Source organism: Curvibacter soli, assembly GCF_029211125.1.
GTDB lineage: Bacteria > Pseudomonadota > Gammaproteobacteria > Burkholderiales > Burkholderiaceae_C > Curvibacter_A > Curvibacter_A soli.
This window is the reverse complement of sequence record NZ_JARGEN010000078.1, coordinates 1-12,536: the sequence shown is the minus strand read 5'-3', so window position 1 is coordinate 12,536 and position 12,536 is coordinate 1. Positions and strand designations below refer to the sequence as shown.

At 57.7% G+C, this 12,536-nt stretch carries 15 protein-coding genes; 8 read left to right on the top strand and 7 right to left on the bottom strand.

Translation table 11 applies throughout. The features are described from left to right. Positions 1-271: 271 nt before the first annotated feature. Positions 272-1,426, bottom strand: a complete 1,155-nt coding sequence (locus PY257_RS15655; protein WP_275743494.1) for a hypothetical protein — start codon at positions 1,424-1,426, stop codon at positions 272-274. Here PY257_RS15655 and PY257_RS15650 point away from each other — a divergent pair, their 5' ends adjacent. Then, entirely contained in the window at positions 1,427-2,149 is a 723-nt protein-coding gene (locus tag PY257_RS15650; RefSeq protein ID WP_275743492.1) for a cysteine peptidase family C39 domain-containing protein, read from the top strand. Next, on the top strand, positions 2,139-2,990 hold the full coding sequence (locus PY257_RS15645; RefSeq protein ID WP_275743489.1) for a hypothetical protein: 852 nt from the start codon (positions 2,139-2,141) through the stop codon (positions 2,988-2,990). Before PY257_RS15650 ends, PY257_RS15645 begins: the two co-directional genes overlap by 11 nt. Here PY257_RS15645 and PY257_RS15640 read toward each other — a convergent pair. Continuing rightward, the gene (locus PY257_RS15640) at positions 2,955-3,281 is read right to left on the bottom strand and encodes a helix-turn-helix domain-containing protein (RefSeq protein ID WP_275743487.1); all 327 of its coding nucleotides are present in this window, start codon (positions 3,279-3,281) and stop codon (positions 2,955-2,957) included. The genes PY257_RS15645 and PY257_RS15640 overlap by 36 nt on opposite strands. A gap of 133 nt (positions 3,282-3,414) precedes the next feature. On the opposite strand from PY257_RS15640, the gene PY257_RS15635 reads away from it, so the two are divergent. Beyond that, positions 3,415-4,386: a hypothetical protein gene (locus tag PY257_RS15635; RefSeq protein WP_275743485.1), complete on the top strand. Its 972-nt coding sequence runs from the start codon at positions 3,415-3,417 to the stop codon at positions 4,384-4,386. After that, positions 4,383-5,162, top strand: coding sequence for an alpha/beta hydrolase (locus PY257_RS15630; RefSeq protein WP_275743483.1), 780 nt, complete (start codon positions 4,383-4,385; stop codon positions 5,160-5,162). Before PY257_RS15635 ends, PY257_RS15630 begins: the two co-directional genes overlap by 4 nt. Positions 5,163-5,197: 35 nt before the next feature. On the opposite strand, the gene PY257_RS15625 is transcribed toward PY257_RS15630, so the two are convergent. Beyond that, a protein-coding gene (locus PY257_RS15625; RefSeq protein WP_419095727.1) for an IS3 family transposase occupies positions 5,198-6,348 on the bottom strand; the annotation gives its coding sequence in 2 pieces (ribosomal slippage) (positions 5,198-6,102 and positions 6,102-6,348; 1,152 coding nt in all). 551 nt (positions 6,349-6,899) lie between these two features. Between PY257_RS15625 and dcm the strand changes: the two genes are divergently transcribed. After that, the gene (gene dcm, locus PY257_RS15620; protein ID WP_275743479.1) at positions 6,900-8,153 is read left to right on the top strand and encodes a DNA cytosine methyltransferase; all 1,254 of its coding nucleotides are present in this window, start codon (positions 6,900-6,902) and stop codon (positions 8,151-8,153) included. On the opposite strand, the gene PY257_RS15615 is transcribed toward dcm, so the two are convergent. The 3 genes from PY257_RS15615 to PY257_RS15605 all read right to left on the bottom strand — a co-directional run bounded on the left by PY257_RS15615 (position 8,057) and on the right by PY257_RS15605 (position 10,192). Beyond that, positions 8,057-9,235, bottom strand: coding sequence for an HNH endonuclease (locus PY257_RS15615; protein ID WP_275743477.1), 1,179 nt, complete (start codon positions 9,233-9,235; stop codon positions 8,057-8,059). The two genes, dcm and PY257_RS15615, sit on opposite strands and share 97 nt — an antisense overlap. Positions 9,236-9,434: 199 nt before the next feature. Beyond that, positions 9,435-9,854: a hypothetical protein gene (locus PY257_RS15610; RefSeq protein WP_275743475.1), complete on the bottom strand. Its 420-nt coding sequence runs from the start codon at positions 9,852-9,854 to the stop codon at positions 9,435-9,437. After that, positions 9,851-10,192, bottom strand: coding sequence for a hypothetical protein (locus PY257_RS15605; RefSeq protein WP_275743473.1), 342 nt, complete (start codon positions 10,190-10,192; stop codon positions 9,851-9,853). The genes PY257_RS15610 and PY257_RS15605 overlap by 4 nt, the downstream gene beginning before the upstream one ends. A gap of 330 nt (positions 10,193-10,522) precedes the next feature. On the opposite strand from PY257_RS15605, the gene PY257_RS15600 reads away from it, so the two are divergent. Then, the gene (locus PY257_RS15600; protein ID WP_275743471.1) at positions 10,523-10,816 is read left to right on the top strand and encodes a hypothetical protein; all 294 of its coding nucleotides are present in this window, start codon (positions 10,523-10,525) and stop codon (positions 10,814-10,816) included. A 131-nt stretch (positions 10,817-10,947) separates the two neighbouring features. Then, a complete protein-coding gene (locus PY257_RS15595) occupies positions 10,948-11,880 on the top strand; it encodes a site-specific integrase (RefSeq protein ID WP_275743469.1) in 933 nt (310 codons plus the stop codon). A 19-nt stretch (positions 11,881-11,899) separates the two neighbouring features. Here the strand turns inward: PY257_RS15595 and PY257_RS15590 are convergent, their stop codons facing one another. Continuing rightward, entirely contained in the window at positions 11,900-12,115 is a 216-nt protein-coding gene (locus tag PY257_RS15590; RefSeq protein WP_275743468.1) for an AbrB/MazE/SpoVT family DNA-binding domain-containing protein, read from the bottom strand. A gap of 217 nt (positions 12,116-12,332) precedes the next feature. On the opposite strand from PY257_RS15590, the gene PY257_RS15585 reads away from it, so the two are divergent. Further along, positions 12,333-12,536: hypothetical protein (locus tag PY257_RS15585; protein WP_275743467.1), on the top strand; the 204-nt coding region annotated here is incomplete at its 3' end.

Sequence of the window (12,536 nt, the reverse complement as noted above, 5' to 3'; positions counted from 1 at the left end):
GCCAAATCGGAGCAAGCGCCGATGGGTTAGTGCATGAGTACATGCGCAACCGGGGGGTGCCTCCGGTGGCCTGGCAGGGGCCTGTTTGAAAAAGACCAGAAATCCAACAACCGTTAAACCTCAGCTAACATTCAACCGCCTTGCACACAGAAATCCTGACACTCCCACCAACTGAGCTACATCGGCGTTGCCTCGAACCTCGTTCGGTGCAGCCTTGGAGTATAGCAAGAGTTCGCCGGTGAATGGAAGTCCTTTGTGCTGTTGCTTCCGGTCAACGGCGCGGCCAGATCATCTCGCCCACGCGGCAGCAGATGAAGGGGTAGCGGTTCACAGTGAACAAGGTCGCGTCCTCGGCGTCTTGAGTGCCGACGAAGAACAGCCACGCCTTCTCCGGCTGACCGGCCTTGCCCTTCACCGCGTCCTTGGCGATCTCGATTTCCTCCCGCAGGGTGTTGCGCTGCCTGTCGGTCCACTCAGCCCACATCACGCGAACCTTGTAGAACCGTGTAGGCCGCTTCTCGCCCTTCGGCCACTCGCCGGCATCCAAGGCCCACTCGATATAGGCTTCCGTCTCGACTGCGGAGCCCCAACGCAGTGCAGCGCAGAACAATCGCGTTGGAGGTTGTTGCGCTTCGATCCCGAAGAAACCAAGACCACGAAACACACCCGCATAGGTCGTGCCGGGACAGCCCGGAATTTCCAGCGGCAACTGTGCCCGGTCGTTGGGGAAGTCCATGAAGACACGGCAAACCGGCCGGATGCTCTTGACCGTGTGGCCGTGATACGCCGCACCGCGCTCGCCGTTGGCGCGGGTTCGCGTGCGGCCCGCCCCTTCACCAGCTCCGGGCGCATCCCCGCCAGCCGTCACCGGGCGCTCTTCATCGAAACGAAGGCGATTCGGGAAAGGCACGGGGAAACCTTCGGGCGTACCGACCTTCTCGCTCTTCGCCTTCTTGACCAGCTTTTCCACGCCATCGATACCGCACGGCTGAATGTGCTTGTTATCCATCGGCGTGAAGTACGGGCGCTTCTTGTTGATGTTCTTCCGGTACGAGGCCGGGAAGACCTGAATGCCGCATCCGGGGCACTCGTAGGCTTCCTTGTCCACGACTTCCAAATCCCAAAGCTGCTCTGCGTCGATGATGTCGCCAGTGCGTTTGTCGCGAGCACTATCCACTGATCCTCTCCCTTCGGTTTCGGCGGGCCGCGGATTGAGCACAGCCCCAAGCTTGTGTCTGGCGAAGTTACCAGCACGTTGATCCATTTGTGCTAGGCGGTTAGCTTTTGAAAACGCGCCAACTGGCTCGCCAGTTGACGACGGCACCAGCAGCGTTCGCTGCGCATCCCCAACCCCGCCGCTTTCCGGACAACGTAACCATGCTGATTTCGCAGCAAGGAGGGCGGCGCTTTGCCAAGGAGATTTCACGTGGCTCTCAAACTCGTCACCCAAGCCAACCTGACCGACTGCGGGCTTGCCTGCGTTGCCATCGTCGCCGGCAAGTCACTGGAAGCAGTGTTGCGCGTCGCCATCAAGGAGTGCGGATACCCCAAGGACGGCCCGCATACCACCACCGATGAAAGCCTTTTCAAGCTGCTCGATCACTTCGGGATCAAGTACGGCAAGAAGCAGAAAGTGAAAACCGTCGAAGCCTTGCCCCCGGTAGCCATCATGGAAACCCGCAAGATGCCATCGACCGGCAATTCGCATCTGGTGGTTTTCGAGCGCACGCCCGAAGGCGATGAGCATGCCCTTGATCCCGGTTGGTGGCTCAAGCAACAGATTCGCAGCGATTGGAACCGGATCAAGCTCGACACGTTCATTCCTATCTACCTTCCAGAGCCAGCAGCCAAGACCGGAAAGAACAAGACCACTGAGCAGACCACGGCAACCGAGGCGGGCGAACCATCAGCCAGCCCAGCGCCTGCCGAGAAGCCCAAGCAGACCAAGAGCAAGGCCAGCAGCAAGAAACCGGCGGCGCATACCGCAACCAGCAACGAGCAAGAAGCGGTCGCCAAGGATGTTCAAGGCGATGCGCTGCAAGATGCAGCCACCCTTGTTCAGTCAGAGGCCACTACGCACGCCCCCGCCGCCAGCGAGGACGGCAAGGCGGATAGCACGCCCGCTCAGGAGTCAGGTGATGTGGCCTGACGGCATGTTGTTCCAGTCACTTCGCCGCATCGAGTTGATCGACCCGTGGCGCGTGTCTGGCGGCATCGTCGGCAAGGTGGGCCGCAGCCTGCTGGCGGGGGCTATCGTTCTGCACTTCGAGCAGGCTGCGGCAGTCTTCATGTCGCCGCTACGCTACTCGCGGTGCCTGCGCGGTACTGCTGTCGATGCGCTGGACGACGGCGCATTGTCAGACTTGGGCTATCGCTTCACCTTGTTGGACGCAGAGGACGCAACCCGGTGGGTGCTGCCGTGCTCGCTGAGCAGGCTGACCGTTGATGCCGAAAGCTGGCTCTTGCCGTCACGGTCAGATCAACCGCCGCCGCCCTTGCTGCTCTCAACCACCTTGACCACCGCCAAAGATGGGGTGTCGGTCGGGCTGCGGCTTCTGCGTGGTGGCTGGCACCAACTGACGTACCGCCTCGACCTCGACGGCTGCATAGAGTTCTCGCCAGCGGGGCATCACTTCCATCCCGCCGAGTCCATCACCGTTTCCAGTCCGCAATCAGAGTTCGGATGGCTGCACCCGGCCAGCCCATACCCGTTTGCACTGGATGACAGGTGTTGGCGCAGTGCCCACCCCCGCGATTGGCCGTGGCCTTTGCTGCGGGTGTGGCGAAGTCAGCCGACCGATGCGCTCTACCGAGACACGATGCGGCGAGCACTTCTGGCCCGCTTTGCTCAGCATGACCGCCTGCGCCCGAGACTTCTTGCCTTGCGGCGCTCGGTCAGCGTGGAAGGCGTGCCGGATGGCCTCATTGAAGAGGTTGCTGCCGACTTACAGGCACTACACGGACAACGGGCCGTTGATGTTGTCCAGTAGCGCGTGAATCCGCCGCCGCACGGAGGGTTCGGCTTTGCTGTAACGGTAGATCAGATCGGCAATCTCGTCCTCGTCGGCATAGAAGAAGGCGACAGGTACCCTCAACACGTTGGCCAGATTCCTCGCCGTCAGCAGATCAGGCTTGTGAACGCCCAACTCGTAACGGTTGATCCGCGTGCTGGCCACGAACTGGTCTATGCCTGCTTCGATGCCGAGGCTCTTCTGTGACAGCCCAGCGGCCACGCGTGCCTGCTTGAGCCTCTTGCCCCATTGCTCGTTTTCTTTTTCCATCTCGCGCCCAAATGGCTACGAGATTCGTATGTGTCATGTATTCTAGATACTACGAAGATCGTAGTTTCGAGCCCCCGTGCACCTCGATCCTGAACATCGCGGGTCAATTCACAACAAGGAAGGAATTCAAAGAATGCAGTACAGCCCCTCATGTCAAACCGATAGCGCCGGAAAGTTTGAATCAGCCCATTTGAAGATCAACAGCGTCACCCGTGCCGTGGCTGTCCTCGCCTGTGCCGTCGGCTTGACTGCCTGCTCATCGAAGCCGGAAACGGCAGACATCCAGAAGGACCTGGCCGAGGCCTACGCATGCCCGGTCATTGAACTCTCCGACGTCAAGAAGGCAGACGGCGCTGCGGCCGATGGCAAGCTGTATGACGTGTCTTTCACCCACACCGTCAGCATCAAGGGCGGTGCGGATGCCGCTGCCAAACTCTTCTCGGAATGGGCCTACCTCGAAGCACAGGTACAGCCGACGCAGATTGCATTGGACAAGGCACTGTTTGATGCCGACGTGCGGGCAGCGCAAGGCCAACTCCCCGGTGGCCGTAATGCCGACCCCGAGGTTCGCCGCTTGACGCAGGCCAAGGAGCAACTGGCATCCAGACTGGCAAGCCTGATGCCCTGCGAAACCATCGAAGCCGTGACCCGCTTGCAGGTGATGCGAAGCGCAGCCGAAGAAGCTGCCAAGTCTGGTCAAAGCCAGATTGCCGTGCCGGTCGCCATCAAGGTGCGTGGCACGGGACGCATGGGCAAGGCTGAAAGCGGGTGGCACTTTGCGGGCATGCCGGCCTTCAGCACGGTCGAGATTGTCACCGCGAACGCCACCTATCCCCGGTTCAAGTCTGAGGCCACCACGAGCACCAGCGCGCCCAGCGAGGCCCGGAGACTGATTGGCAAGGTGCGTGCAGGCAGCACCGATAGCTGCCTTGAAGTCTCCGTATCGGGGGAGTCCAAGTGCTACACCTTGCCGGGCGAGCCCGAAGTGGCATCGCGCATTTTCAGCGCATGCCAAGACGGGGACATGTGCGCGATCACGGGGCAATTCGACGACAAGAACGAAAAGCTGATCCAGTTCGGCAAGGCTGAAAAGGTTGCACCATGAGGGGCGCAGTCACAAGGCTGCTGGTCACGCTTGCGTTATCCTGCGTTTCGTTCTATTGCCATGCAGAGGGCACGCTGTTCAAGGTGCCTACCCGCGAGGGTGTGACTACGACGCTGTTTTGGGAGCCAGCACCTAACGCCAAAGCCACGGTGCTTCTGTTTCCCGGCGGTGCAGGTGGCTTCGGCAAGGTCGAGGACGGCAAGGCCATGGGCCAGAACTTTCTTGTCCGCTCCGAACCCTTCTTCATCGCCAATGGCTTCAACGTGGCCATCTTCGGCCGTCCCAGCGATTCGCAAGACCTTGATTACGCCGACCGCATCAGCGAGACCCACATGGCTGATGTGCGCAAGGTACTGGACTTCGTGAAACGCAAGGCCGATGCGCCGGTCTGGATTGTTGGCACTAGCCGGGGCACGATTTCAGCAGCGGCGACGGCGATCAACCTGCAAACTGACATTGCGGGCCTGGTGCTGACCTCCAGCGTGGTCAGCTACAAGAAGCCGGGAGCCGTACCCAAGCAAGACTTGGCCGCGATCCGGGTTCCGGTTCTGGTATTGCATCACACCAAGGACGCCTGTCCCCATTGTCAGCCGTTCGAGGTGCCCGCCATCCTGCGCGGATTGAAGAACGCCCCGGTCAAGAAGGAAATCATGGTCAACGGCGGCGAGAACCCCACGGGCAACGTCTGCGAGGCGCTGCACTGGCATGGCTACATCGGCATGGAGCGCGAAGCGGTCGATCTGATTGGCAATTGGATCAAGAACCCGGTGAACTGATAGTCATCTTGACCTGCCCCCTCCAGCCATACCAATCAGTTGGAGAGAGGTCCAGGGGTTTGCAGGTTAACTGATCCTGCGTTGGTGGTTGTTGGGTTGGCGTTGCGGTGCTGGGCGGCGAATTCAGCCGGAGGTATCCGTCCAATCGTTCCGTGCGGTCGCACCTCGTTGTAGTCCTGACGCCAGATGGCAATGACCTCACGAGCCTGAGCCAGGGACTCGAACCAGTTCTCGTTGAGGCATTCATCCCTGAACTTGCCATTGAAGCTCTCAATGTAGGCGTTCTGGGTGGGTTTGCCAGGCTGGATCAGGATGTGCTGAATGCCTCGCGCTTGCATCCATGCCATGAAGGCCCTGCATGTGAACTCTGGGCCGTTGTCGGTTCTGATGGCCTCTGGGTAGCCCCTGAATCGTGCGGCTTGATCCAGGATGCGGGTGACGTATGCGCCAGGCATGGACAGGTCCACAGCGATGTCGATGCATTCATGGGTGAAGTCATCGGCGATGGTCAGGCACTTGATGCGTCGGCCATTGGCCAGCGAATCGCTCACAAAGTCCAGGCTCCAGGTTTGATTGACGCGGGTGGCCGCCACCAGTGGCGTACGTTCACCGCGGTACTTTTTGCCCTTGTTGCGTTTGCGAACAGCCAAGCCTTGCGCACGGTAGAGCCGGAACACCTTCTTGTGGTTGGTGCCGGGGAATTCGGTGCGCAGCATGTCGTGCACGCGGCGATACCCAAAGCGCCTGCGCTCCATGGCGACGGCATGGATCCGTTCGCCCAAGCGCACCGTGTGTGCATCGGGTTGCGGCGGATGGCGCCAGGCATCGCGGGACAGCCCCACAAGACAGCAAGCCCGGCGCTCGGAGATCTGGGAGTGTTCCAGCATCCTGGCGATGGCCTTGCGCTTGTCTTGCGGGGCTAGCGCTTTACCCCAAAACCGACCTTGAGGGCCTCCAGATCGAGGTGTGCCTCGGCCAGCAGCTTCTTGAGACGGGCGTTCTCAACTTCAAGGTCCTTCAGGCGGCGGGCCTCATCGGCCTCCATGCCGCCGTACTTGGCCCGCCACTTGTAAAACGTGGGCTCGCTGAATCCGCCTTGGCGGCACACATCCTTGACCGGCAGTCCTGATTCGGCCTGCTTCAAGAACCCGATGATCTGCTGCTCCGTGAATCGACTCTTCCTCATGTCCGTCATTCTCCAGGTTGACGGACCTCACTTCCATTCAACTGGTACGGCTGGGAGGGGGCAGGTCAATCTAGGCAATTTTTTGGCTGACATCACTGTAGAAGGAGTCAGCCATGAACACCTCGCCATCCCATGAACTGCTTGCGGCCTTGAACGAACTGCAAGCCAACATCTCCGTTTCCATTCCTTGGGAAACACTCCACCGTTGGGCCGGAGCTCTCCCACTCTCTGTTGCGGACTACGCAAGGCTCCAAGGCATCTTGCGAGAAGTCTGGGGAGACACGTTCCCCGGTGCGGAGCCTCCAGCCGTGCACCTGTACCACGCTGATGCAAAGTTGACGCTCGTTCGAGACGGTACGGCTGATGATCCGCCCGCAGTCTCGCTCCGAGACATGGCACTTCTTGCGCTTGGCGTCCCGTGATGCCCTTACGGGCGGCGTGGCTGTATGTCTGTACAGCAAAAAAGTGCTTGCGGCGACCATTTTTGTGGCATGATACGGGTTGATATGGGTCGCTTTGCAATCCACTGAAATCCAAAGACCAATACAACTATGAATATCAACCAAGCCGCTCAGGCCATCGGAGTGTCCGCAGTGACGCTTAAGCGATGGCTAATCAGCGGAAAAGTAAAAGACGTTGAACGCGACAGGAACAACTGGCGAGTCTTTACGCCTGCCGATATTGAACGCATCAAACAATATGCTTCAAAAGACTCAGATAGCTCCACGTCGGCAGTGAGTGGGAAGAATGCCACTCCACTGGATCGTTCGATCTACTCCGCCGCATCTTTTTTCACCGGTATTGGTGGGTTTGACATCGGCTTTGAATCTGCTGGCTTCTCTATCTCAATGCAATGCGAGGTTGAACCATTCTGCCAATCGCTATTGAGAAAGCATTGGCCAAACGTTCCTCTTCATCCTGATATTACGAAATTACAAAATGACAATATCCCAAAATCCGACGTTTGGGTCGGAGGCTTCCCGTGTCAAGACCTCTCTCTTGCTCGAATGGGTAAAAGAGATGGACTTAGAGGGAGCAAGTCCGGACTGTTTTATGAGTTTGCTAGACTGGTTGGAGAAGGCAAGCCCCGAGTTATTCTTCTCGAAAACGTTGCGGGCTTACTCAGCTCCCACGGAGGAAAAGATTTTGGAATCGTGCTCTCAACGTTGGCCGAGCTCGGGTATTCTGTCGGATGGCGTACTTTTAACAGCAAACACTTCGGAGTGCCCCAATCACGGCAGAGGGTCTACGTTGTCGGATGTCGTGGAGACGGGCGAGGTCCAGGAGAAATACTTTTTGAGTCCGAATGCGGCAAAGGGCATCATCCGAAGGGCGGATCGCATGGGAAGGAATCTGCGGCCTCATTTCAGGATGTCGTTGGAGATCCTAGCGGCGAAGGCCCCGTAATTCAGGCACTGGCTTATTGCCTCTATGCGACTTCGGCACGGCACACGGGTACAGACTGGAGCCGCAATTACGTTTGCTATCCGAAAATAGGTAAGGTTCGCCGCCTCATCCCTGCTGAATGCGAAGGGGTGATGGCCTTCCCCAAAGGATGGACGATCCCGGCGCAAACTACCCTTAGTGCTGATGATCTAGACTCAGCCAGATATCATGCGCTTGGAAATGCGGTCACTCCGCCTGTAGCGGAGTGGCTGGCGCTGAGGATTAGGCAATATCTTGAATCTCGCGACTTCCCTGAGGTCGATCAAAAATTCGACGCCTCGTTGTACACCTTGAGAAATGAGGGATTTGGCCAGTTGGCGTTGTCTTTTGGCAGCAATGAACTTGAAACAACGCCTTGAACATCTTTAAGCCCATCCAGGCTTAACAGCCCATCTGATTCGGCAGCCAAGGCCGCTGCCGACAGATGAATTCCATATTTCGAAGACGGCGCATCGAATTCTAGGCGCAGTATTCCTGCATCGAATGCCCAGTGACATAACTTACTTAGGCAAAGTCCGTTACTTATTGCGTTCAGATTGTATTCTGCCCACGGCAGAATATGAGCTGCATCGACACCCGAGCTGCCAGTCATCGCAGTTTTGGGAAGTCTCATGCCGGTAAACAAGCAGGTGTGGTTGTACGCTTCACGTACGTCCACGCTGAATTTGGCTCCAGCTGCTCCTCGGAGGGCTACTTGGCGCCACACCTTAATTCTGTTTCTGGCAGCCTCTTTCAACTCCTCAAGATTTTCCTCTCCAAGTCCCATTGCCTCCTCTGTCTCGGTAGCATGAACTCCAAGCCACATCAACTCATCCAGATTTGGTAGGTTGAGGTCTTTTGTAATGTGCCGAAGCGGGTCATCGGGCTCAATGGTGGCTAAACGAATCGATTCAGCAGCACTGATTACAGCTTTTACGTCTTGGGCATGGAAAGCATCTTTATGCTTTAGTATTGCCTTTGCAAGTGCAGAGTTCTGCTTGGATGCAGCATCCCAGCAGGCCATGACGATACGTAGGCGTTCAATCACGTCTAGTCGCACCGAGTCGAACGATGAGTTCGACAGAATAATTTGAGTTGGTGAAACAACCATTTCTAACTTTTCCAGTTCCACAACATCGAACGGAATGGAAAGTACGGAAAAGTTGTCCTTGTAAATCTGAATCTTTCCGCCTGGTGTCGCACCAATCTCTCGCTTGGGCTTTGGGAGGAGCAACAATGCGGCCAGAATCAGATATGCGTGAGAATCTCCGTGCGAATCAAGAAGCCTGATTCGTGGCTTGCCTTGGGTATGTCGGACAAAGTTATTCGTCGGAAAGCGGACTCCTGGCAACATTTCCAGAACGATTTGCCGGTCAAAAACGTCATGAACCTTAATAGACTCATGGCTACCAGCCACCTCGTATTCACCCCTACCTCCACTCGTTCTCAGCGCGATCCGCATTAGGCCACCACCGTTTAGGGAAAAGTCTTATGTAGGTGTAATGGTACGGCAACTTGCAGCCTTGTCGCCACAGTGATCGTTGAATGAAGGGGAAAGCAATCGTTTAGTCTGAATACTACGACTCCGAGAGTCTTACCGTGAGGCGCGTGAGGTGAGAGCTTCGGCGCGATGGATCGTGTCCATGTGCCCACATCATTGCTTACGCTCCGAGCCCTATACGCGCCCATGCTTCTTTGAAGGCGTCGTGTTCGTAGTCTGTCGGCTGGAACCAGTAGGACACCCGCCCATCCTTCTCGCCACGGTGAGCACGTTCAATGACCTCGGAAGGCAGGAGGACGTATGCCGAAGGCGCGGTAGCCACCTTGTTGACGATGATCCAGAAGTCCCCCATCACCTTGTCCAACGACGTGCCTAGCGGCACCGGGGTGCGCTTGCTGAGGGCCTTCACCTGAACGCCAACGAAACGTGTGGCATCGCGGCTGTAGGCGATGATGTCCACGCCACGCGCATTGCGCGCCGTTGGCATGACGTTCCAGCCCATCAGAGACAGGCGATAGCAGCAGTAGTACAGGCCGACGTTGCCCGTCAGTTGCGGGTCGAGTGTGGGATGCAGGCTCATACAGCTTTCCAGATCATCGAGCCGATGCCCCACAGTACGGCCAGCAGCACGATGGTCAAGATAATGTTCCAGATGAGGTCGGCGAACTTGGCAAGCACGTAGGCCAACGTGCCCCCACCCGCGATCACGAGGCCGAAGCGTAACCATTTGGGCCAGTCCATGCCGATCTTGAGCAGCACAACATAAGTCAGCACACCCCCGACCAAGAGGCCAATCAGCCCAAACAAGCCTGCACGGGCATCGCTGTTCTCGCGGAGCTCCGAAGCAGCCAGCGACTCCTTGCTGTCGTGGTACTCAAACGAGCCATCTGCGGCTCGACGGCCAAACCGAGTTGCCATCCGTGCTCCCTGAGTTCTGGCCGGGCTGGCTGCGCCCGACTCTTGGTTGACGTCGCCATGCAATAGAACGGGAAACGATACACCATTTGCAACGGGCATATCCAGCGCAGAGCACTCGTGAGGCAGGAAGCTCCCGCGCATTGGTTCCAAGCGAAGTTATTTTCAATTCGACCCAATCGGTTTGGTCTGATAACTTGATGGTGCGCAACACGCGCCGAGCGATGAAACCGAGTGCCGCAAGGCCAAAGCAAAGCCAAGACATTTCCAGTGTCTTGGCTTTTTGCATTTCCGGCCCCCGGTTTCAGCAAATCAAACCGATTGGAGGAAAAAATGAATGCTATGGAAGTGCGTCACGTCGCCAAATTTCCGATGGGGCAGATCGTGGCAACGCCCGCCGTCTTGCACCACCTGGAGCATCACGGCATCAACGCCAGTGATTATCTCAACCGGCATGTTCGGGGGGATTGGGGCGACATACCGGCAGAGGATGCCAAAGAGAATGAATTCGCGCTGACACGCAGACTGCGGATTATTTCGAGCTACGTGATTGAGGGCGAGAAGGTTCTCGTCATCACGGAGGCGGATCGAAGCGTTACCACGCTGCTATTCATCTCTGAATACTGACTTTCTGTGGCAAACCAGCCGCCAGCCAGAAACCGAACCAGCCGCGCACGTCGCGGCTTTTTTTCGTCGCTTAACGTCGGCACATTCAATATGTGTCGGCGTCAGCGGCAACCGAAAAAATGAGTGAACCAATGAACAAAAACACACCTTCCACGCCGGATCACGGCAAGCCGCTGGAGGAAATGACGGCTGCTGACTTTGAGCGTGCGTCCCGTGCAGCCTCCACGCGCAGGGAGAATGCCAAGGATGTTCGATACTTCGTGCAGCAGGGCGGCGCATTACCGGCTTCCCCCGCCGTTATGGTGGCTTGGCTGACCAAAGTTGCCAGCCAGTTAGCCCCGGCCACCATTCAGCGGCGCATGGTGTCGGTGGGGCAATGGCACAAGGAAAACGGCTATCCGTCGCCGCTGGATGATCCGCAAGTCAAAAGGGTTTTCTCAGGCATTGGCCGCACGGTTGGATTGGCGCAGCGCACCGTCGCCCCGCTGGTGCGGGACGATCTGCTTGCCGTGCTGGCGGCTGTCGAGCGGCAGAAGCCAATGCGAGCAGCCAGAGACTCGGCTTTACTGCTGATGATGTTCTGCGCAGCTTTGCGGCGAGGTTCCGCCATCAATGTGCGGGTGGAGGACATCACCGAGCATGAACTCGGGATCGACTTGATTCTGAGGCGTAGCAAGACCGATCAGGCGGGCAAGGGCTTGGTTGTCAGCATCCCCTATGCTCAAGGATCAAAATGCCCAGTCAAGGCCATCGCAAAGTGGCGCGAGCTTTCTGGAATCACCACCGGCTATCTGTTTCGCAGCGTCAACAAGCACGATCAGATTGGGGATGACAAGCTGCACGCCGACTCCGTGTGTCGGATCGTCAAGCATGCCGTCAAACTCGCCGGTCTGGACGAAAGTAAATACAGCTCTCATTCCGCACGGGCGGGATTCGTGACCTCGGCCGCTTCCGCACAGATGCCATTGGCCGAAATTGCTCAGGTCACCAAACATCGAGGGATGCAGAGTCTGCAACGCTACCTGCGCGTGGTGGATCAGCGCCGGACGAAATCCTTGCTTTGAAGTGGCAAAGGCGGCGCGATCACCACTGCGTCGCCTCTTGTTCTGCGGGAACTTCCCGCGTTTGGCTAGAACCTGCCGCGTCAGCCGGAATGCACTTCTTCGGGATGATCTGAATCGTTCCGTCATCCCTCAAGCGGATGCGCACCCAATCGCCAGCAGCAAGGCCCGCCGACTCCATCAGCGCAGACGGTATCCGGCAGCCCACCGAGTTGCCCCACTTGGTCAGTTTCTGCATCTTGCACCCCGTGTAAACGATGTATAGCCATGAAATTGTCGGAGTCGTCGGCGTGGCGACACCATGACGCGAGCCGTCGTTGCGCCGAGCTGATCGGTGTCAGCGCGGGCACATCGGCTGGAGTGAGGGGGGCGCTCTATCCGGTACCGAAAAAACCGCCCGAAGCCAAGAATTCTCCTAACTGAGAGCGCGGTGCTTTCAGTCTTTTGGAGGTTCTATGGAAATCGAACACAGCGAAACGATCCGCCCTTTGGTTGAGGCGCCTTTCTTCGAGAGTAGCGACAGTCCGCCACTCTTCATTGCATACATGCGCGAAGTAGGGGGCGTCATGCTCAACTACCTCACGCCGTCGAGGCCCAATCCACCGAAGTTAAGCCATGTCACCCCTTGTAAGCCATGCTCGGATGAGGTTTCACATGAT